Genomic DNA, 20,553 nt, shown 5'->3' on the forward strand with positions numbered 1-20,553 from the left:
ACCGCCTCCGCATGCTTATGATCGTCTCATGGACAAGATCGACCGCACTATCCTCAACCTCATGCAACGCGACGCGTCGCTCACCAATGTGGAGATGGCGGAGAAGGTCGGCCTGTCTCCATCAAGTTGCCTGCGCCGGGTTCAGCGTCTTACCAAATCCGGGATCATCGACCGCATCGTTGCCATTCTCAATCCGGCAAAGGCCGGGCGCGGCATCAAGGCGCTGGTGTCTGTGGAACTGAAGCTGCATGGCGAACAGCACATGCGTCGCTTTCTTGACCTCGTCAAAGCGGAGGAAGCGATAACGCATGCCTATGCCATTACCGGCGATATGGATGTGATGCTGATGCTGCGCCTCACCGACATGGAGGAGTTCGATGCGCTGTGCGACAGGCTGTTTCGTGACCAGACGAATGTCGCGCGCTTCGTGACGATGGTGGTGATCAAGACAGCGAAAGAGGAAACGGCGATCCGGGTTTAACCCCTCATCTCATCAAAAACATTCATTCGGGCGATACATGTTGGGCAATGGATTCAGCAGCGGCCGTTTCGTAGCTTGCCACCAACCGTAAATCTTAGATTTTGACAGGACAAGAATTGATGGCATTGCTTGATCCGAAGGTGATCCATCCGATCACATTGCCTGACGGAACGGTCTACAGGGACACTGTCTATTTAAAGAACGTCATCGACCATCCGCGGATGGAGATTGGCGACTACAGCTACTACACCCACTCTGGAAAACCGGAAGACACGGCTTCGACCCTCGCGCCTTTTCTTGGGCACGGGGTTCGCGAGCGGCTCGTCATCGGGAAGTTTGTTCAGATCGCGCGTGGAAGTTACTTCATAACCAGCTCTGCCAACCATCCGATGGAAGGGTTCACAACCTACCCCTTCCGCATCTTCAAACCAGAAACATTTGGTTATAAAGACCTGCCGGTCAAGGACACAGTCGTTGGACACGATGTCTGGATCGGCCAGAATGCCGCCATCATGCCAGGCGTTCACATCGGCTCAGGCGCTATCGTCGCTGCCGCATCCGTCGTCACTCGCGAGGTGCCGCCCTATGCAGTCGTCGGCGGAAACCCTGCAGGGATCATTCGAATGCGATATGGCGACGACGTCATCGCCCGGTTGCTTCAACTCGCCTGGTGGGATTGGTCGCTGGAGAAGATTGAAGCCAATCTGGAGGCGCTGACCACTGGTGACATGGGTCGCCTCCGAGACGCAGCGGATTAATTCTGGCTCGTTGAATTACAGCCCGATCTCATTCGCCCAAGGCGGATTCGCGCCCGCGCGCGATACCGTCACGGCAGCGGCTTTGGCGCCGAGTGCAAGGGCCTTGGCGATCTGGTCTTCGGTGAGCGAGGCGACTTGGGGTTTAGTGAGGAGACCCTGGAGCTTCAGGGACGCCAGAATGCCGGCATCGAAGGTGTCGCCGGCGCCGACCGTATCGACCACCTCGACGCGCTCGCTCGGCACTTCGACGCGAAGCTGCTTGGTGTAGCCGACAGCGCCTTCGGCGCCGCGGGTGACGACGACCAGCTTTGCGCCGTGGTGCAGCCAGTGGCGGGCGAGCGTATCTTCATCGCCTTTCAGGCCGAACCAGGCCAGATCCTCATCCGAGAATTTGACGATATCCGACATCGCCGCCATGCGGTTGATGCGGTCCATGTGCTTCTGCTTGTCCTGGATGAAGCCCGGACGGATATTGGGATCGAGCGAGATGACACGCTTTTCATGCTCGCGCACCAGGAGCGCTTCATAGGTGCTGCCGCATGGTTCGGGGATTAGGCTGATCGCACCGAAATGCATGGCTTCGCACTCGCCACCAATATGCGGCAAATCCTTTTCCGACAGCATGCGCCCTGCCGTACCTTCATCATAGAAGGCGTAGGTCGCGTGGCCATCGACGAGCTTGACGAAGGCAATGGTGGACGGTCGATTGGAGAAGGCGCAGAGGCTGTAATCCACGTTGCTGGCGCGCAGCGTCTCTTTCAGGATTTCGCCCATCATGTCGTCGGCGATACCGGAGAAGAAGGCGGATGGGACGCCAAGACGCCCGAGCGCGATGGCGGTGTTGAAGACCGCGCCGCCTGCATAAGGGGCGAAAGCCGCCTCGCCTTTGGTCGATTCACGCGGCAGCATGTCGATCAGGGCTTCGCCACAACACAGGATCATCCGATTTCCTCCAAATCTAAATCGATTAGATGCTTAACGGCAGCACCTTGCCCCGGTCAATATGCCGGGCAAGGTTCAGCCAAAATTACGATTGCGGCAATTCGCTGACACCGCCGTGACGGGCCGACCACGGCAGCGGGTTGTCGAGGAAAGCTTCCACTTCCGACAGCGTCTTGTCATCGAACAGCTTTTCGGCGCGGGCCGCTTCAAGCACGTTGCGCCATGTGCTGAGATAATGCAGCTTTACATTGCCATTGGCGAAGCGCGCCTCGGCTTCGGAAAAGATGCCGTAATAGAAAAGCGCAATACCGTGATCGACGATACCGCCAGCGGCCCGGATCGCATCGATGAAGGTGAACATGGAGCCGCCCGCGGTGGTCAGGTCCTCGATAACCAGAACGCGCGCACCCTCCGGCATATGGCCCTCGATCTGCGCATTGCGACCGTGACCCTTCGGCTTCTTGCGGCAGTAGATCATCGGCAGGCCAAGGCGTTCGGCCAGGAAAGCGGCAAAAGGAATGCCTGCGGTTTCGCCACCGGCCACGCAGTCGAACTTCTCGAAACCAGCATCGGCGACGATCTTGGCGGCGGCAAAATCCATGACGGCCGAACGGATGCGCGGATAGGAGATCAGCTTGCGCATATCGATATAGACGGGGCTCTTCATGCCCGATGCGAAAGTGTAAGGCGCTTCAGAGTTGAAATGGACGGCCTTGATTTCCCACAGCATCTTCGCGACGAGTTCGGCGACCACCGTGCGATCGGTGAAATTGAATTGGGCCATCGGCATCTTCCTCTTTTTGTCAGCTATCGATAAAAAAACTGCCGGATAAACCGGCAGCTTGAACGTTAGTTTTCAACATCCCAATGGAGCGGGAACATCGGATCAAAGACGGTGACGGGTCCAGCACCCGTCTCGATCTTCGCCGGAAATGCCACTGGCTCGTCGCGCTTTACCAGGGTGATCGTCTCTTCATTGGGGGCAAGACCATACCAGGCCGGGCCATTCAGCGAGGCGAAGGCTTCGAGCTTGGCGAGCGCGTTGTCCTGTTCGAACACGTGGGCAAGGCAGCTCATGGTGTTGATCGAGGTATAGACACCAGCGCAGCCACAGGCGCATTCCTTCAGCGGATCGACATGCGGAGCGGAATCCGTGCCGAGGAAGAAACGGGCATCGCCGGAGGTCGCCGCCGCGCGCAGGGCCAGACGATGTTCCTCGCGCTTTGCCACCGGCAGGCAGTAATAATGGGGCTTGATGCCGCCGACCAGAATGGCATTGCGGTTGATGATGAGGTGATGGGTGGTGATGGAGCCGGCGAGGTTTTTCTCCGACTCGCGGATATAGTCCACGCCGTCCCGCGTCGTCACATGCTCCATCGTGACCTTCAGTTCCGGTAAGCGCTTGCGCAGCGGTGCAAGAACCGTATCGATGAAGACCTTCTCGCGGTCGAAGATATCGACGTCCGGCGTCGTTACTTCGCCATGGACGCAAAGCGGCAGGCCGATCTTTGCCATGCGCTCCAGCACCGGCATGGCCTTGTCCATATCGCGCACGCCACCGTGCGAATTGGTGGTGGCACCGGCCGGATAGAGCTTCACGGCAGTTATGAGGCCGCTCTTCTTACCCTCTTCCACATCGTCAGGGCTGGTATGCTCGGTGAGATAGAGCGTCATCAGCGGCTCGAAGCGATCACCGGCGGGAATGGCCTTGACGATGCGCTCACGATAAGCGCGCGCATCCGCCGTGGTGACGACGGGCGGCACCAGATTGGGCATGATGATGGCGCGGGCGAAATGGCGGCTGGTATCGCCGATCACGCCTTCCAACATTGCGCCATCGCGCAGGTGCAGGTGCCAGTCATCCGGGCGGCGAAGGGTGATCGTCTGCATTGTCAGCCTCTCAAGCAGGTCCGTGCAAGGTGGCTCGCAGTTTGCGCGTGAAGACCTTGCGAAGAACAATGTGTGGGGTGCGGCCCGCTTAGCACCTTTCCACTGAAGAAAACAGCGCCTTGGCGTGACTTTGGGCTACTTTTTCGCCTCACCGATCGAGCCCGCCTGCGGCCCCCAGACATCGGTCATGGCAAAGCCATCCGCCAGCGGATCGAACGGATCGAGCGCGATCTGGTGCAGACCGAAGGTGAAACCGCGACCGGTAATGGTGGGAATGACCGCTTCCTTTCCCGCTACTTGGGAGAGCGCAGAAAGACCGACCTCAAACTCCGTGCCGATGATGGAGCGAGACTTATAGGTGTCACCCACCTTCACCTTGCCGCGCGCATGGAGCGTCGCCAGATTGGCAGAGTTGCCGGTGCCACAGGGCGAGCGATCGGCCCGGCCCGGCCACATGGTGGTGCAGGTGCGGATGGTGCCATCCTCTTCGGTATCGCGGAACATGACATAGGCCACGCCAGAGATCGCTGGGATTTCCGGATGCACGACTGGGATATCGCGGTTGACGATATCCTTCAGCACCATGCCGGCAGCCACGAGCTTGGCGGCGTTGGCCTTGTCGATGGTGAGCCCGATCTGGCGCACATCCACCAACGCATAAAAAATACCGCCATAGGAGATATCCATGCGGATGTGGCCCCAGTCGGGCGTGTCGACCTCGACATCCAGCTCATGCACGAAGGACGGCACCATGGTGAGCTTGACCTTTTCGCAGCGGCCGTCCTTGCAGGTGGCGGTGGCCTTGACGAGGCCGGCTGCGGTTTCCAGCATCACGATCGTCTCGGGCTCCTTCATCTCCACCATGCCGCTTTCCAGGAGAGCAGTCGTGGCGCAGATGGAATTGGAGCCGGAGCTTGCATGCGCCTGGTCCGGCTGGAGAATGACGAAGGCAGCATCCGCGTCCGGGTGCTTGGGTGGCAGCAGCAGATTGACAGAACCGATCGGCGTTCCGCGCGGCTCAAGCGTCAGGAAGCGGCGAAGCTCCTCACCCTTCGGATCGGTGTTCAGCCAGTTCAGTTGCTCGGCAACCGTGGCGCCCGGAATTTTCGGCACGCCACCGGTGGCGACACGACCAATCTCGCCTTCGCAATGGACATCGAGAAGCTGAAGGGTGCGTTTCCAGCGCATGGCGCGTTACTCCGGTGGGGGATTTTCCCCGTCATAGCCGATTAAATACTGTTTGTATATTGGCAGATCAGCGACTGCGGCAGGCCGCGTTGTTGCGATTGGCGCGCAGCGAGCAAGCCGTCTGGCTGCGATTTCCGCTATCGAGCAGTTGCGGATCGACAACGCTGGTTGCCGTATCGCCCACCGAGCCAACGGTGTTTTCGACCGAACGACCAAGACGCTCCACCTGCCGCCCGTAATTCTCGCGGGTGCGCGGATCGAAGACGGCAATTGGCGCACTGATCGCAACGCTTGCCGCCGTGCCTACCGTCTGTGCCGCACCGATGCCGACTGCGCCGATCGCTTCGCCAAGACCGACATCGGAGTCGGTCACCGTCTGGCCGGCAATCAACCGGTCGCCGATCAGCTTCACGACCTCGGGGCTTTCGGCAAACTTGCCGTGGTTGAGGCGATCGCCCGATTGCAGCTTGGTCAGATCGAGGACAGTGATGCCAGCCTTTTCCAACTCGCTGCGATAGGGTTCTGCCGCGGGATCGATCTGACCGAGGCGGTCGACATTGCCGGAAATGCGCCGCGATAGGCTGAGTGCCCGGTCGTCCTGCGAAACGAAGAGCGTGAATTTCGGCTTGTCTTTGCCAAGGCTCGCATATTGACGGCCAAAGACATCCACGTCGAGATCGGGTGCCGCCAGGATCACATTGTTGATCTTCGGCAGAACATGGCCGTTGCGAATTGCCATCTGGCGCAGTGCCTCCACCGCAAGCCATGTGCCCATGGAGTGGGCCATGACGGTGATGTCACTGACCGAGCTATCCTTAGCAAGGCGCGTCAACATCTCCTCCAGCGCATCGCGCGAGTAGTTGGTGCTTTCCTTGTCGTAATTGTAATCGAAGATGCTGGCGCGCGAGGGCCAGGTGAAGACGACCGGAACGACGTCCGTTCCGGAGTCATGGACGATCTGGGCGAAACGATAGACCGATTCTTCGTAGCGATTGTTGAAGCCATGGACGAAGACCAGGACACGCCGGTCCTTCGGGCTGTGGCGCTTGATCCAGCTGCGGGTATCCGCCGCCGAGGTGACGGGCTCCACCGAAATCGTGGTGAAGTCCTTCAACGGATCCGGCGGAAGCTTTTTCGGCCATTGCACCTGGCCGACCTTGCGATTGGCAGCCGGAGGAATGGAAACCGTCACGGCATCCACCTTCAGACCCGTGCCGCGCTCGCCACCGAACAGCACCGCCTTGTCCTCAGCCGGCGCACGTGTCGTCGCCACCAGCAGGCTGACCGGCGTCGTGCCCTGCACCACCTGCCCTGTTGGCGTCATCACCCCGACCGGACGCCCGCCACAGCCGGCGAGGAAGGCCAACAAGGTGACCAAAGCAACAAGCCTTGCGGCCATTCCGATACTCCAGGACAGGGCCGCGGCTATTTTCCCAACAGATATGAGACGCGCCCGGCGATCAACCCCAGCGGTTATTACAGAAGGACCGTCGATAGACCAGTCATACTGATGTTATCAGAGCTTGCTTTTAGGAGTTGGTGTGGCCCTCACGCCTCTAACGATAGAGCACGTCAAAAGCCGTCGAGACCTAACGCCTCCACGGCTCTTGTCGCAAGCGCCTGCATTTCATCTGGAGCGCTTGCGCGGCGGAACTTAAAGATGCAGCGTCAATGGCGGAATTTGTGGCGCTTTCTCGACCAGAAGCAATCCACGCCCGAATTTGATCGACGCAATCGACTTTGCCAGCGCGATGACCTCATATTGAGTTCTGGACCCAGGAATTTGGACCGAAAAGTCGTTGTAGGTGTAGTCTTCGAAAATGCTGTTCTGGATATCGATCAACATCTTGAAGAATTCCACAGTCGTGACGGACGCATCCCTGAAGGCATCTGTGTGCCCCCAATACATGCACTCCAGATCTTCAACGAAATAAATGCCTGTCTCCTTCAGACCCTTGTCAAACAGACCATTAAACGAGGCGATCTGGTGAGATGCAACATGGCTGCCATCATCGATGATGATGTCGAATGGGCCATATTTATCAACAACGGATTGCAGGAAGGCCGGGTCGCTCTGATCGCCGATTTCCACGTGGATATCGTGTTCAGGAGCATTAAAAGCAGTGCAGCTTTCATCGATGTCGATACCGACGATGGTTGCTCCGTCGCCAAAGAAGCGGCGCCAGAGTTGAAGCGAGGCTCCGCGATAGACGCCGATTTCCAGAACGCGCGGGCTCTTGCCGTGATAGCGTCCGAACTCGCGGTCATAAACCTGAAAGTAACCCAGCCATTTGTGCCCACCGGGAATGGTTGCCCAAACCTGACCTGAGACAGTGTTATCGATGCTGGGAAATGGCGGTACCTTGTTGCTCTCCCACGACACCTTCTCGCGCATCGCTTCCGGCAAAAGATTGTAGATCGTCTTGAATGGCATGTATGATCCTACATGTTCGAACAGTGAACGGAAAACGGGCGTTAACGCGCGGCGTAAGCTGCTTTAAAGGCGTTGCCCTGCATCAGATTGGTCTTCTGCTCCGCAGCCAGAGCAGCAAGTTTCGGACTCCAGCCGGGTAGAAGGTCAACGATCGCCGCGCCGGCTTGCCGCAAGACCTCGAGCGACGGCACATTCTGAGGCGGATTGATCCGATCAAGATTGTGCATGAAATGCTGGAAGGTGTTCCTCATCTCGACGATCATCGTTTTGACGACGTCGCTGAACTCGTTTTCCTGCAACAGGATCGTCAGACGATAATTGTCTGAGATCGTGAAAACGGTGGATCCATCGAGCGATGCATTCAACGCCTCGAAGAACACACGATGGCTGCCGAAGTCCCGAAGGATGAACGTCTCAGGCAGGGTCTCGACGATTTCGGCGCTGCGCGGTTCGCCCAGAAGGATGCAAGGCGTTATGGTGGCCCTGCGATCCATCCGGTCGATGATCGTACCCAGCGATCGTCCCGTGCCGACGAAATCGACGAGAAGGTTGCGAAGACCCAGCTTGTTTTGCAGATAGGCCTCGTATTCGGGAGATTCCGTGTAACACACCGCTCGCGAGATGCGGATGTATTCAGAGGGCGGCATATTCGCGCGGGCAAAATGGCGAGACGCGAGCATTTCCTGCCACAGATTACAATCGCGCGCCGCCATCAATATCTTGTCGACACCCCGCTCTTCGGCGCATGCCTTGATCCAGAAGGAGGCGAGGATCATCAACGGGATGTTGATCGAGGCCTGAGCCCGTTGTGCATGGCGGATATTGATGTTTCTGTGGAACGAGCGAAGACGCGTCTCACGGACCGCATGCGCATAGTCGCCGAGGCCAATGGCATGCAGAATTTGCTCGCTCGGGTCCCACTTGGAAATGTTGACGAGCATCACGTCTATGCCGAAGGACGATGGGCTGATGATATCGGCCTGGATATTGTCCCCGAAATGGGTGCGCAGATTGTGCTCTCCGAGGATTTCCGGCCAGATCAGGCGATGATGCTTGCCGTAGTTGCTCAGATAGAGCTTGTTCTCCAACCCGCATTTTTCACGCAGCACACGCTCGATAAAGGGTCGTGGCAGGTACATGTCGGAGATGACGATGTCGTTCTCAGCGACGCGGGCAACGACGTCGCCGATGGGGAAGAGATGCTCCCACTCCTCTTCCAGCTCCATCCACTTCAGGACGGCCGCCTGCTTCTCGCTGATGAACCCTTCAGAGATCATGATCAGGTAGATATCGTCGATGCCATAGGTCCGACGCCCGAAGATGCTCATCTCCGTCCTGTGGCGCATGTCGGCAAAGCCGGCAACGGCAGACTTTCGCTCGACGATGCGGAAAATCTCGAGCGGATCGGAACAGCGCCTGGCGACAAGCGTGTCGAAAAGATCGAAGCTCTGAATCTTGGTATGACTATCGGAAGAGTTCTCTTCCAGGACGTGGAAATTGGCCGTCTCTACATATCCCAGCGCCGGGTTATGGAAGTACCCGCCAAGACGTATCGCTTCACCCGGCCCCGACAAAAGAGACATCTGGCAGGTGATCCTGCCGTCCTGATCGAACAGGTTGAGGAAACTTCCCTCTATCTCCCAATGCGCCTCATTGGCGTGACTGTAACCAATCAGAAATCCGTTTTTATGAAATACAAAATTGTCACTGATGATGCCATTTTGAGGCTCGACTTTGAACGTGAACGTTCGCGATAGCAATTGATCAGCATCAATGGAAATGGGAGCTATTTTCTCTGATACGTTAAGCATTCGATGTCCCATCATTAGACTATCGAATGGTCGTAGTGCCAAAAGCTTGCCTCAGACTAACCATGTTGATGCTGGGAAGAGAGACGATGTCTTTCTAAGGAATGAGGAAGTGCTGCAGTCTACCGTGGTTTGAACCGAGCGGCGAAGACAGAGACGCGTTGGGCTGTCGCCAGCGTTCGTTACCGTCGAGACGAAATGCCAAAGAAGCGCCCAGAAACTCAAATCGGGCGCGCTGGCTTCAACTTCTGAGAATTATATTTTTAGGAAGAAGAAATGGCGCACCCGAAGAGAAACGCGTAAAGTTCCTAAAAGCTCAACCAAAACAATACGTTGCAAGCCATCCAGTTGGGATGTGTGTAGCAGTGACATAGAGATAAAACAAATGTTCTTCTTTGCTTCAATCCAGTTTTTTAGGTAGCCGCTCGTCGCCATCTGTCGTAGGGGTCTGGATAGTAAACCTAAATCCCAGCATCGGGACTATCCACACGAAGAGAGCCATCAGGTGCGCGACGATCACCCATCCAAAGAAAACTAAGTGAACCGCACCAATATCTGAAGTGGCTATTACGCGAATGACCGCCTGTGAGACTAACATGCAGTGAAGTATGGGGAGCATCAGGAAGAACAGAGAGTTTCCAATTTCATACAGCCTAGCCGCACCTACAAAGCGGCGCGTCGGGATATGCCAATCTGGACCCCAGATATTTAGTTTTGCGCTAAGCATCTTGAGTGTTGGCTCAGAAGTAATATCTGCAAGTTCAAGGAAGTCCGGATCGATTCCGTAGCGCTTCGCCGTGCGGTTACTAAATACATGGTGAAGCTGTGCGTAACACAAGCTATTCATAAACGACTGTGAGCATATGTAGAGCGCGATAGATGCCAGCCCAATCAACACCTCCACAAGTGCTGGAATGTCCGCCATACTAATCCCGAGGCCGGGGATGCTCACAGTTTTTCCGGCTGTTGCGATAGCAAGTAAAGCGTCGATACCAAGTATACCCTTAAGGGTATTGTCTCTTCGAACGATAGCCTCTTGCAACCTAGCGAGATACTTTGCTTCCAGAGCCGCCTCCCTCTCCCGGTCTGCCATCAGATTTAGCTCAGCGTCGAATGCCTCTGTTAACCGCGTTAAGGGTGTAAGCTCTAAGTTCAACATTCGAGGAGCCTCTAGATCACGCACCCGTAGGGGCGAGGGGAAATTTGATGTGCTATGCTATATTGCAGTTTTCTGCCAGTGGCGGACTAGGTGTCTAGTCCCGACTTACACAGGGGTCACATATCTCAGAGGTGATCACGTAGCAGCTGCCGCGAGGGTTTCCCCCCGGTGCCCCTAGGCCACTCCCGATGCGCAGCAAAGAGCCTCCCCAGGTACCTTCATGCTCGCTTTAGGCTGAGCGGGATGCTTGAAGCACGCAGGAAGTTAACCAGGTGGCTCAGTCAGAACTTCTTGACCACGTTGAGGATTAGATCCTCTATCACGGCGATGGCCTTACTTCGTGTGACCTCCACCGAAGAGGGGTGCGCGGCTGTGTTCCTGACGCCAAGCGCGTCTTCAAGTATCTTCCGGACATCATTAGAAATGATGTTTGCTGAGCGGCAAAGCTCGATGAACTTGCTTTCCTTGAGTTCTGAAAGGTCTTCCTTGGTGGAGGCCTTTTTGATCCTCTTGTCTGGACTTGCCGCCAGCGACGAGTTGAAATCATTAAGCTTGGAAGTGAGGACGTACTCAAAGAGATGATCTATTGCTAGTATCCACACCATCACGATGGCGGCTCGGTTAGCGTTGGCTTCGAAGCAGTCAACAGCCTCCGCCAAGAAACGCTTTTTGGGTCCGTCATCAAAGTTCTTCTCAAGAGATCGTAGCTCTGCACTGGTCTGAAGCACAACGCGGTTGGACCCAAACTGACCTGAGAGTGTGTCGCTGAAAACGCGGTGCAAACGGTAACCAGAGGGTGTCTTTACATATCGCTGTGGCTTGGCCTTCAGCCCCTCCGACAGGTAGGCCGAGAGTCTAGTAGGAACCGCGAGGTCACAGGTTGAGAAGCACTGGGCAACGCTTTTAGCCGTTACGGCCTCCTCACCTTGCTCCACCGTAAGGAAATACACAAAGAACGACGTTAGGTCTCTATCGGCTACTGAAGCTCGGTCGGTAATGCTCTCATAGAATCGGGTTACGGCAGGCCTCATGCATCAACCGTCTTTTTGATATCGCCGTGATCTACACGATTGCGTCCCCGTATCGTAAGCTCAATGTCGTCAACGGTTGTAAACGTAATATAGCCTTTTGTGTTTCCACGCGCCGTCACAAATGCTTGCCCGAACGCCTCAGGTGGCTTGATAGACGCGTCGTGATAGCAGGTGAAATATGCGTCGACGCTGGCCGTTGGTCGTCCCTTGGTTTCCAGAAATTTGCCTATTGCAGCAATAATGTCGGAGTTGTTCGTCAGCTTGAACTGGGCCAGGAACTCTTTGATCCCCCCAGTATCCATATCGTGAAGAAGTCTCGGTTTATGGCTGGTGATACCCGGAGCGGACTTTTCTTTACCACCCGTAGACACTGCCGCAGGGGACGCACGCCTCTTTGTTTTTTTACGTTGCTTGTCCGGTTGGGTTGTTTGGATGGCTGACGGCGTCACCTCTGAAGCGTCTTGATTGTCAACGATAGGAGCGGTGGCACTGGGATTTATGCTAACAATCCTGTCCTTGAAATCTTCATAGACACGCCAAACGAAATCCTGATCTCCCTCAGCGTCAATGATACCCTGAGTAATATTAATATGCAGCTTTACGTTGGTCATGAAGCCCCCTTTCCCGCAGCTACGATGCCTCAATACCGCGCGATTCGGTAGTATGTTTTGCAATTTCCTGGATCGCGAGAAGGGTGCTTCACACGGATACATAGCACCCCTCCTCCGAAGCCATTCCCTGAGGCGTGCCCTAAGCCTCCAAAGGCCACTTCGAAAAGTTATGCTCTTGCCAATCTGCCTAAGCTTAGTCGCTTCATAGCGTTCGACATACCCCCGCAGGGCCGCGCCTCTTGGTAATCATCAACCCGGATGCGGAGCCCGTCCTCATGGACTAAGAGGTGGCTTGCCTCCATGCCCATGCCCCAAAGCGGATACGCTCAAGGGCCGGCCATCGGCACCGCTCGTCCGGGGTCTGTAACTGCTTACGAAAATCTCCCTGCTTCCGCGTCTTCTCATGCTCTATCAAGACAGAACGAAAAGCCCACGCCTGAACGGTAGCAGCATCGGACAAGGCCGAAGGCGGGTGCGAGGAGCGCGCCTCTATCTCTTTGCAGCAACAGCCGCCGCGCTCTTTCGAAGAGGGCAGCCGCCTTCCGAGCTTCAGCCAAATCTTTCCGGTGTCTGCTCGTAGATCATTGGTGCCCGGAGAAACCACGAGCTCTCGCTTGAAGCATCCGGTGTCGGTGTTAATTAGCTCAGGGAGATGGCGCTTGATGTGATCTAGGGCAACCTGACCACCTAACTCTCTGGGGAGCCTCTTTCAGGAATTGATAAATGCCTGATCCGGGACACCTCCGGCATGTAGGCGATTCCTGCCATGAGTTCGAAACCCTTGTGCCTAACCGAAGTGTAGCAGAGGGCTTGCGCTAAGGTCCTGAAACCGTAGATTTTTTGGCAGTACAATGCATTAGGAAAAAAATGGCGCACCCGAAGAGATTCGAACTCCTGACCCCCAGATTCGTAGTCTGGTGCTCTATCCAGCTGAGCTACGGGTGCGTGCCGCAGAAGCTGTTCTGCTGGCGTGGCGATCCTCTAAAACGTCCTACCTTCGAATGCAAGCGATTTTGTTTTTAAATCGTCATTTTCCTGCAATGAATTTTACAGTTCTTTGAAAATAAAGGGTTTTTCGGCGATTCTGATTTCTGCGTCAAATTCGCGATGAAAAAGGGATAGCGTGTTGGCGCCTTCGAGAGGAACCACGAACGGCAAAAAACTAGGTCGTGGCGGCCGTCGATCCGGGCTGTGGGCGGTCGGGGATTTCGATGCGGAATTGCGTGCCGCGATCGGCCTTTTCGACAAGGGCAATCGTTCCGCGGTGGGACAGCACAAGCTCGCGGGCGATGGCGAGGCCGAGGCCGGTTCCGCCGGAGCGTGCGGAGCCACGGAAGGCAGAGAACAGGTTTTCGCGCGCCTTCTGCGGCATACCGGGGCCGTTATCGTCGATGACGATGCTGACGATATCTTCGTTGCGCTGGGCGGCGATCGTGAGGCGCTTGGTCGGATAATCGGACCCGCTTGCCTGCTGCAGCGCCTGCACGCTGTTTTTACAGAGATTGTAGAGAACCCGGAACAGTTGCTCGCTGTCGGCATCGATCGTCAGGCTATCCGGGATGCTATCGACGAATTCGATCCCGCTTTCCGGTTCGATGGCGAGGATGTCCTTGACATCCTGAACCACTTCGCCAAGCTCGATCATGCGGCGTCTTGGCGCGCCTTCGGTTGCCTGGCCATAGGCGAGCACTTCGCTCGTGTAACCGACGGCGCGATCGATGGTTCTCAGAAGCTTTGGCGCGAAGCTGCGGACCATGGGATCTTCGACATCGACCAGCCTGTCCGACATGAGCTGGGCGGACGCCAGAATATTGCGCATGTCATGGTTGATCTTGGAGACGGCCAGACCCAGATCGGCGAGGTTCTTCTGCTGTCGCAGCGTCTTTTGCAATTGCACCTGCATATCGGCAAGATGGCGTCCGGCAACCGCCAGCTCATCGGTCCCCTCTTCCGGCTTGAACAGGCTCGCAGGATCGTCCGGTCGCTCCGAGAAGGTCTGCATGCCGACAGTCAGGCGCCGGATCGGGCGGATCAGGATGCGGTTGATGGAGACGAAGATCAGGCTTGCGGTGATCAACGACAGCGCCACCGAAATCATCAACACGTTGCCGGCATAGGCGATCATCGCGGCGCGCAGCTTGTTCTCGCTCATCACGATTTCGATGATCATGTTGCTGTCGCCGATCACATCGAAGACACGGATGACGCGGTTCTGGCCGAAGAGCAGGACCGAGAAGGCATCGCGCACCGCTTGCAGTTGCGAGACGTCCGACAGGTCGTATTGATCGTCGACGCTCGGCGGCACCTCGGTGGCGGCGAGAAGCGTGGACGTGCCATCCTTCTTGAGTGCAATGAGCTTTGCGCCGGTGGCGAGCAGCGTGTCGTTCTGCACGCTTCGGGGAAGTTCCGTCTGAAGACCGTCAATCACCACGCCCGCAGCAGCGGCGGTGTTCAATCTGTCGCGCAGCCAGGCAAGGCGCATATTGGCGACGGAGGGCACGAAGATCAGAATTTCGGCGATCATGACGAAAATGATCGTCAACAGAAGCAGGCGTCCGGACAGCCCTTGGGTCAGGCCAGGCATCTCGCGCAGGGGGCGGCTCGTGGCCTCATCCTCCCGCTCGCCATTCATCCGGTTTCTGAGTGCTGAAAACACCAGGGCTTTTCCTGTTGGTCTGCCGGCCAGCGGTCAGAAGCCTTGGCGGCGTCCAATTCGGCAAACAGCGTCATTTCGAGATATCATAAGGATTCGAAGCGAAATTTCAAACGGATGCAAGTCGGATACACAATTCGATGGGCAAAACAGAAAACGCCGCCCTGAAGGCGGCGCTCGGCTTAGGCATAAACGAAGCGGTGATCAGAACTCCTGCCACTCATCCCTGTTTTGCGCAATCGCAGCGGAGCCACTGAAGGCGCGGGCCACAGTACCCATCATTTTACGTGCTGGAGACGCCACTGGTACGGAAGACGGTCGGGCTGGGGCCGCAAATCTTTGGGTCTGCAACGCTTCGTTTCCAAGGCGGAAGCGACCGACCAGTGAGACCAGGGTTGCCGCCTCGCCGCTCAGCTTATGGGTCGCAGCGGAGGTTTCCTCGACCATTGCGGCATTTCGCTGGGTCACCTGATCCATCTGGTTGATGGCGGTGTTGACCTCCTGCAGACCAGTTGCCTGCTCCTGCGCCGCTGTGGCGATGGAATGGATGTGGTCGTTGATGCTCAAGATGCGCGTCTCGATGTCTTCGAGTGCTGCACCCGTCTGGCGAACGAGCGTCACGCCACTGCCGACCTCCTCTCCAGATTTGGTGATGAGCGCCTTGATATCCTTTGCGGCGTTGGCGGAGCGCTGCGCGAGTTCGCGCACTTCCTGTGCAACGACCGCGAAGCCCTTGCCTGCTTCACCTGCACGCGCGGCTTCAACACCCGCGTTCAGAGCCAGGAGGTTTGTCTGGAATGCGATCTCATCGATGACGTTGATGATCTGGCTGATTTCGCGCGATGCCTGCTCGATCCGGCCCATCGCGGTGACCGCGTCGCGAACGACTTTCGCGGAATGGGTCGTCTTTTCCTTGGTCTCCGACACCATGGCGCTTGCTTCCTGAGCGCGCGCGGTGGAGTTCTTCACAACGGCGGTAATCTCATCAAGGGCCGCTGAGGTTTCTTCCAAGGCTGCCGCCTGCTGCTCGGTGCGCTTGGACAGATCGTCAGCCGCGGAGCGCAACTCATTGGCATTGCCATTGATGCCTTCTGTGCTTTCTTGCACTTCCGCCATTGTCACTTTCAGCTTGGCCATCGTGTCGTTGATATTGGCCTGAAGCTCGGCGAAGACGCCTTGGAAGTTGCCGTTCATGGCGCGCGTCAGATCACCCTGCGCGAGGTCGGCCATGACGCGACCCGCCTCGGAGACACCGCTATCGACGCTGCCGAGAAGATCGTTGATGGTCTTTGCAAAACGGTTGAGGTTGTCGTCACCATAATCCTTGGTGATGCGGCGGCTGAAGTCACCTTGTGCGGCTGCACCCACCACATCCGCCATACCCGCCTGTAGATCGTCGCTTTTGGTACGCATTGCGGCTTCCTGCGCATTCATACGCCGCACCTCCAGGCCATTACGCTTGAAGATTTCGACTGCGGCCGCCATCTCGCCGATCTCATCCTTACGGTCGAGATAGGGGATTGTGGCCTCAAGGTTGCCTTCGGCGACGGACTTCATTACTGCTGAGACGTTTAGGATCGGCGCACTCAATTGCTTGGAGCCGACATAAAGGCCGATGATGGCTCCGGCTCCGACACCGGTGACAGTGACAAGCGCGACGACCAGGAAGATAAACTGGCCGAAGGCGTCGATCTCCGACTTGATCGCATCGAGATCTTTAAGATCGCCCTTCACAACTGCGTCGATTTCGCCTTGATAGGCCTTGCGGTTTTCTCGGTTGGCTTCGTTGTTGCCCTGGACGCTTGCTTCCTGAGGGCCAACTTCGCGGCCAAGGCGGGCGGTCTCGGTGCGGAAGGCGCGAAACTCAGCAAAGCGCTTTTCGATGTTATCGAAGGCAGCGGCCTGATGGGCCGGAACCCGCGGCTTCCATTCCTTAAGAAGTGCGGACATGGCATCGAGGTTGGTGATGATGCCCTCGGCGAACTTTCCCGCCGCCGCCATGTCCTTTGCCGCGTACACGCCACGGGCTTCCATAACGACAGCGGTCACCAGCCTGTTGAGAGTTTCGCCGTAACGAGCACGATCTGCAACGGCATCGAGAGCGACGGTGTGTGCCTGATATTTGTTGATGGCGTAGATTGAAAGGCCACCAATACTACAGGCCACAAGGCTCAAAAAGCCAACGAGTAGATTGATCTTGCTTCGAATTTTCACTGCGAACTCCCCCGTATTCCAGATCCCCCACGACCGGAGAGCGAGGCTCCCAGCCGTCTGGTCACGACAACGTTATTGAAGGTCAATTAAGAAACAATTTCAGATTTTACTTATATTCCAAAATCTTTGGAAAAAGCCGTCATGGAAACCTGATAGAGATAGCGTCAGGAAAAGCTGGGCTTCGAGGGGTTCGCGCGCGTCGAGTGCGTGATGCGGTTCTGCAATTGACTTTGCGGGCCATAAGCCCTTATAAGCCCGCACGTCCGGGCATTTTGCAGTCTATGATGGCTTTCCGGGCATTAGTCGAAACGCTCTTGCCCTTAAGGGCAAAGTCAAGAAGGGCCGCACCCCGCGGTATTAAATAAATGTCGAAGCGTACTTTCCAACCGTCCAAGCTTGTTCGCAAGCGCCGTCATGGTTTCCGTGCCCGCATGGCTACAGCTGGCGGCCGCAAGGTTCTTGCAGCTCGCCGCGCTCGCGGTCGCGCACGTCTGTCCGCTTAATCAAGTGGTTGCCCGATGAAAGTCGCGGCAGATGACAGATAAGAAGAAAATGCCCGGTCGGTTGAAAAACCGGCCGGATTTCCTTGCCGTTCAGGCGGGCGAGAAAAGGCGCGGAAGCACTTTTCTTCTGGAGGTCCTGGATCGACAGGCTCCTGAAACCGAACCCAGGGTCGGTTTTACCGTCACGAAACGCCAGGGAAACGCGGTGGAGCGCAACCGTATGCGTCGCCGCCTCAGGGAAGCCGTCAGGCTTTCTGCCGGGTTTGCAATGAAACCCGGGCATGACTATGTGATTGTCGCCCGAAGGGACGCATTGAATACCGACTTCGCCGTACTGGAAAACTTGCTCATAGAGCGGATCGAGGGACGCGCGAAAAACGGACGCTCCCGGGAGACCCGCTCCAGGAAAGAATGATGGAAAAAAACCGCAATTACTTTATCGCGATCGCCCTTTCGGTTGTCATCGTACTTGCCTGGCAGTTTCTCTACATGAACCCGCGTATCGAGCAGCAGCGCCGCGCCGAAGAGGCACGCCAGGCGCAGCAGGCGACGCAACAGACGCAGACCACGACGGCGCCTGCCGACGGCACTGCTGCACCGGCAACGACGCCGAGTGGCACGACGCCCGCCACCGGCGGCCAGCAGGCAGGGACCCTGTCTCGCGCCGAGGCGCTGGCGAAGACCCAGCGCGTCGAAATCGACACGAATGCCATTGCCGGCTCCATCAACCTGACGGGCGCGCGTCTCGATGACGTTCGTCTGAAGGACTATCACGAGACGGTGGATGACTCGAGCCCGATCATCACGCTCCTCTCGCCTGCCGAGACGCATGACGGCTACTTCACCGAACTCGGCTATATCGGCAATGAGGGCGTTGGCTCCGTGCCTGGCCCGACCACGGTCTGGACCGCACCGGCCGGCGCGAAGCTGACAGAGACGACGCCGGTCACGCTTTCCTACACCAACGACAAGGGCGTGGTCTTCAACCGCACCATCTCGATCGACGATCACTATATGGTCACCGTCACCGACAAGATCGAGAACCCCGGTCAGGACGCGATCACGCTTTCGGCCTATGGCCGCATCACGCGTAACAATAAGCCTATCACCCCGCCCGTCTTCGTTATCCACGAAGGCTTCCTGGGCGTTGCCGGTGCTGATGGCAGCCTGACGGAAGAGACCTACAAGAAGGTCGAGGAACAGCCCTATATCCTGCCGAAGGCAACCGGCGGCTGGCTCGGCATCACCGACAAGTACTGGGCAGCAGCGATCGTTCCGCCACAGGACAAGGCCGTCGAAACCCGCTACTCGCACTTCACCGATGGTCAGCCGCGTTATCAGGCCGATTATCGCAGCGATGCCGTGACCATTGCGCCCGGCGCGTCCACCGAACTGAAGAACATGATCTTTGCCGGTGCGAAAGAAGTGCCGCTGGTCGATCGGTACGAGAAGCAGTATTCCATTCCAAAGTTCGATCTCTTGATCGACTGGGGTTGGTTCTACTTCATCACCAAGCCGATGTTCAAACTGATGGATTTCTTCTTCCGTTACTTTGGTAATTTCGGCGTGGCGATCCTGCTCACCACCATCGTCGTCAAGCTCCTGTTCTTCCCGCTTGCCAGCAAGCAATACGCCTCCATGGCGAATATGAAGCGCATGCAGCCCAAGATCGAGGAGCTGAAGGCCAAGTTCGGCGATGACCGCATGGGCATGCAGCAGGCGATGATGCAGCTCTACAAGGAAGAGAAGATCAATCCGATTGCCGGCTGCTGGCCGATGCTTCTGCAGATCCCGGTCTTCTTCGCGCTCTACAAAGTTATCTACGTCACCATCGAAATGCGTCACGCGCCTTTCTTCGGCTGGATTCACGACCTATCTGCGCCAGATCCGACATCGCTCTTCAACCTGTTCGGTCTTCTGCCCTATGACGTGCCGCACTTCCTGATGATCGGCGTCTGGCCTATCATCATGGGCATCACCATGTTCCTGCAGATGCGCATGAACCCGACGCCGCCCGATCCGACCCAGGCGATGATCTTCACCTGGATGCCGCTGATCTTCACCTTCATGCTGGCGTCCTTCCCGGCGGGTCTCGTGATCTACTGGGCATGGAACAACACCCTGTCTATCTCGCAGCAGGCTGTGATCATGAAGCGCCACGGCGCCAAGATCGAGCTCTTCGACAACCTCAAAGGGGTGTTCAAGCGAAAGCCGGTGCAATCCAAATGACGGCTGACAAGCCCCTCTTCGGAAGGCCGTGGATTTTCATCCGCGGCGTTCCGGCCATGAAGTTCCTTCCTCCCGAAGGCCCGGCAGAAATCGCTTTCGCCGGGCGTTCGAATGTCGGCAAGTCTTCGTTGATCAATGCACTCGTCGGCCACAAGGGATTGGCGCGCACCTCGAATACCCCGGGCCGCACGCAGGAACTCAACTATTTCGTACCGGAAGGCTATTCCGGCGCCGGAGACGATCTGCCGCCGATGGCGCTGGTCGATATGCCGGGCTATGGCTACGCACAGGCGCCCAAGGATCAGGTCGATAATTGGACAAAGCTCGTCTTCGATTACCTGCGTGGCCGGGCAACGTTGAAGCGCGTCTATGTGCTGATCGATTCCCGTCACGGCATCAAAAAGAATGACGAAGACGTCTTGAGCCTTCTCGACAAGGCGGCCGTCTCCTATCAGATCGTTTTGACGAAGACGGACAAGATCAAGGAACCTGCCGTTCCGCGCCTCATCAGCGAGACGCTGGAGAAGATCAAAAAGCGCCCTGCGGCCTATCCGGAAGTTCTGGCAACGTCATCGGAAAAATCGGCTGGGCTCGATGAATTGCGCGCCGAGATCCTGAAAACGGTCGGTTATCCGCAGCCCTGACGGTTGAC

General features: G+C 56.9%; 18 protein-coding genes and 1 tRNA gene. 6 read left to right on the forward strand and 13 right to left on the reverse strand.

The features are described from left to right. The first annotated feature begins 28 nt into the window (after positions 1-28). Together AC07U5_RS13150 and AC07U5_RS13155 are read left to right on the forward strand one after the other, a co-directional pair. Complete coding sequence (locus AC07U5_RS13150) at positions 29-481, forward strand: Lrp/AsnC family transcriptional regulator (RefSeq protein WP_343106590.1); 453 nt, start codon at positions 29-31, stop codon at positions 479-481. 119 nt (positions 482-600) lie between these two features. Beyond that, positions 601-1,239, forward strand: coding sequence for a CatB-related O-acetyltransferase (locus tag AC07U5_RS13155; RefSeq protein WP_494723199.1), 639 nt, complete (start codon positions 601-603; stop codon positions 1,237-1,239). Between the two features lie 15 nt (positions 1,240-1,254). On the opposite strand, the gene AC07U5_RS13160 is transcribed toward AC07U5_RS13155, so the two are convergent. The 13 genes from AC07U5_RS13160 to AC07U5_RS13220 all read right to left on the reverse strand — a co-directional run bounded on the left by AC07U5_RS13160 (position 1,255) and on the right by AC07U5_RS13220 (position 17,169). Next, positions 1,255-2,181, reverse strand: coding sequence for a carbohydrate kinase family protein (locus AC07U5_RS13160; RefSeq protein WP_112358731.1), 927 nt, complete (start codon positions 2,179-2,181; stop codon positions 1,255-1,257). A gap of 85 nt (positions 2,182-2,266) precedes the next feature. Beyond that, positions 2,267-2,965, reverse strand: coding sequence for an orotate phosphoribosyltransferase (locus AC07U5_RS13165; RefSeq protein ID WP_113178691.1), 699 nt, complete (start codon positions 2,963-2,965; stop codon positions 2,267-2,269). 65 nt (positions 2,966-3,030) lie between these two features. Beyond that, positions 3,031-4,071: a dihydroorotase gene (pyrC, locus tag AC07U5_RS13170; protein WP_440598397.1), complete on the reverse strand. Its 1,041-nt coding sequence runs from the start codon at positions 4,069-4,071 to the stop codon at positions 3,031-3,033. 135 nt (positions 4,072-4,206) lie between these two features. Beyond that, the gene (locus AC07U5_RS13175; RefSeq protein WP_494723200.1) at positions 4,207-5,259 is read right to left on the reverse strand and encodes a 4-hydroxyproline epimerase; all 1,053 of its coding nucleotides are present in this window, start codon (positions 5,257-5,259) and stop codon (positions 4,207-4,209) included. Between the two features lie 67 nt (positions 5,260-5,326). Then, the gene (locus AC07U5_RS13180; RefSeq protein WP_494723201.1) at positions 5,327-6,658 is read right to left on the reverse strand and encodes an alpha/beta hydrolase; all 1,332 of its coding nucleotides are present in this window, start codon (positions 6,656-6,658) and stop codon (positions 5,327-5,329) included. Positions 6,659-6,913: 255 nt separating this feature from the next. Then, the gene (locus AC07U5_RS13185; RefSeq protein WP_062599229.1) at positions 6,914-7,693 is read right to left on the reverse strand and encodes a class I SAM-dependent methyltransferase; all 780 of its coding nucleotides are present in this window, start codon (positions 7,691-7,693) and stop codon (positions 6,914-6,916) included. 41 nt (positions 7,694-7,734) lie between these two features. Continuing rightward, positions 7,735-9,276: a hypothetical protein gene (locus AC07U5_RS13190; RefSeq protein WP_162686413.1), complete on the reverse strand. Its 1,542-nt coding sequence runs from the start codon at positions 9,274-9,276 to the stop codon at positions 7,735-7,737. A gap of 625 nt (positions 9,277-9,901) precedes the next feature. Then, positions 9,902-10,660, reverse strand: a complete 759-nt coding sequence (locus AC07U5_RS13195; protein ID WP_494723202.1) for a hypothetical protein — start codon at positions 10,658-10,660, stop codon at positions 9,902-9,904. Positions 10,661-10,941: 281 nt separating this feature from the next. Further along, positions 10,942-11,691, reverse strand: a complete 750-nt coding sequence (locus AC07U5_RS13200; RefSeq protein ID WP_494723203.1) for a hypothetical protein — start codon at positions 11,689-11,691, stop codon at positions 10,942-10,944. Beyond that, on the reverse strand, positions 11,688-12,302 hold the full coding sequence (locus AC07U5_RS13205) for a hypothetical protein (RefSeq protein WP_113225651.1): 615 nt from the start codon (positions 12,300-12,302) through the stop codon (positions 11,688-11,690). The genes AC07U5_RS13200 and AC07U5_RS13205 overlap by 4 nt, the downstream gene beginning before the upstream one ends. An 868-nt stretch (positions 12,303-13,170) precedes the next feature. Next, positions 13,171-13,247 (reverse strand) — tRNA-Arg (locus AC07U5_RS13210). A gap of 217 nt (positions 13,248-13,464) precedes the next feature. After that, complete coding sequence (locus tag AC07U5_RS13215; RefSeq protein ID WP_494723303.1) at positions 13,465-14,886, reverse strand: ATP-binding protein; 1,422 nt, start codon at positions 14,884-14,886, stop codon at positions 13,465-13,467. A 273-nt stretch (positions 14,887-15,159) separates the two neighbouring features. Then, the gene (locus tag AC07U5_RS13220; protein WP_494723204.1) at positions 15,160-17,169 is read right to left on the reverse strand and encodes a methyl-accepting chemotaxis protein; all 2,010 of its coding nucleotides are present in this window, start codon (positions 17,167-17,169) and stop codon (positions 15,160-15,162) included. Positions 17,170-17,534: 365 nt separating this feature from the next. Here AC07U5_RS13220 and rpmH point away from each other — a divergent pair, with 365 nt between their 5' ends. Genes rpmH through yihA form a run of 4 tightly spaced genes read left to right on the forward strand, consistent with a single transcriptional unit; the run spans position 17,535 to position 20,545 of the window. After that, positions 17,535-17,672 (forward strand): 50S ribosomal protein L34, encoded by a 138-nt coding sequence (gene rpmH, locus AC07U5_RS13225; RefSeq protein ID WP_010972613.1) that lies wholly within the window; start codon positions 17,535-17,537, stop codon positions 17,670-17,672. Positions 17,673-17,703: 31 nt separating this feature from the next. Next, positions 17,704-18,087, forward strand: a complete 384-nt coding sequence (rnpA, locus tag AC07U5_RS13230; protein ID WP_062427079.1) for a ribonuclease P protein component — start codon at positions 17,704-17,706, stop codon at positions 18,085-18,087. Continuing rightward, positions 18,087-19,901: a membrane protein insertase YidC gene (gene yidC / locus AC07U5_RS13235; protein ID WP_443267331.1), complete on the forward strand. Its 1,815-nt coding sequence runs from the start codon at positions 18,087-18,089 to the stop codon at positions 19,899-19,901. The genes rnpA and yidC overlap by 1 nt, the downstream gene beginning before the upstream one ends. Continuing rightward, on the forward strand, positions 19,898-20,545 hold the full coding sequence (yihA, locus tag AC07U5_RS13240; RefSeq protein WP_062427081.1) for a ribosome biogenesis GTP-binding protein YihA/YsxC: 648 nt from the start codon (positions 19,898-19,900) through the stop codon (positions 20,543-20,545). Before yidC ends, yihA begins: the two co-directional genes overlap by 4 nt. Positions 20,546-20,553: the final 8 nt, after the last annotated feature.

The organism is Agrobacterium sp. GW821-FHT02D03 (assembly GCF_059421725.1).

Coding starts and splice junctions, on each gene's coding strand:
- AC07U5_RS13150 (WP_343106590.1), top strand. CDS start 29: ATGGACAAGATCGACCGCACTATCCTCAACCTCATGCAACGCGACGCG.
- AC07U5_RS13155 (WP_494723199.1), top strand. CDS start 601: ATGGCATTGCTTGATCCGAAGGTGATCCATCCGATCACATTGCCTGAC.
- AC07U5_RS13160 (WP_112358731.1), bottom strand. CDS start 2,181: ATGATCCTGTGTTGTGGCGAAGCCCTGATCGACATGCTGCCGCGTGAA.
- AC07U5_RS13165 (WP_113178691.1), bottom strand. CDS start 2,965: ATGGCCCAATTCAATTTCACCGATCGCACGGTGGTCGCCGAACTCGTC.
- pyrC (WP_440598397.1), bottom strand. CDS start 4,071: ATGCAGACGATCACCCTTCGCCGCCCGGATGACTGGCACCTGCACCTG.
- AC07U5_RS13175 (WP_494723200.1), bottom strand. CDS start 5,259: ATGCGCTGGAAACGCACCCTTCAGCTTCTCGATGTCCATTGCGAAGGC.
- AC07U5_RS13180 (WP_494723201.1), bottom strand. CDS start 6,658: ATGGCCGCAAGGCTTGTTGCTTTGGTCACCTTGTTGGCCTTCCTCGCC.
- AC07U5_RS13185 (WP_062599229.1), bottom strand. CDS start 7,693: ATGCCATTCAAGACGATCTACAATCTTTTGCCGGAAGCGATGCGCGAG.
- AC07U5_RS13190 (WP_162686413.1), bottom strand. CDS start 9,276: ATGTCTCTTTTGTCGGGGCCGGGTGAAGCGATACGTCTTGGCGGGTAC.
- AC07U5_RS13195 (WP_494723202.1), bottom strand. CDS start 10,660: ATGTTGAACTTAGAGCTTACACCCTTAACGCGGTTAACAGAGGCATTC.
- AC07U5_RS13200 (WP_494723203.1), bottom strand. CDS start 11,691: ATGAGGCCTGCCGTAACCCGATTCTATGAGAGCATTACCGACCGAGCT.
- AC07U5_RS13205 (WP_113225651.1), bottom strand. CDS start 12,302: ATGACCAACGTAAAGCTGCATATTAATATTACTCAGGGTATCATTGAC.
- AC07U5_RS13215 (WP_494723303.1), bottom strand. CDS start 14,886: ATGCCTGGCCTGACCCAAGGGCTGTCCGGACGCCTGCTTCTGTTGACG.
- rpmH (WP_010972613.1), top strand. CDS start 17,535: ATGTCGAAGCGTACTTTCCAACCGTCCAAGCTTGTTCGCAAGCGCCGT.
- rnpA (WP_062427079.1), top strand. CDS start 17,704: ATGACAGATAAGAAGAAAATGCCCGGTCGGTTGAAAAACCGGCCGGAT.
- yidC (WP_443267331.1), top strand. CDS start 18,087: ATGGAAAAAAACCGCAATTACTTTATCGCGATCGCCCTTTCGGTTGTC.
- yihA (WP_062427081.1), top strand. CDS start 19,898: ATGACGGCTGACAAGCCCCTCTTCGGAAGGCCGTGGATTTTCATCCGC.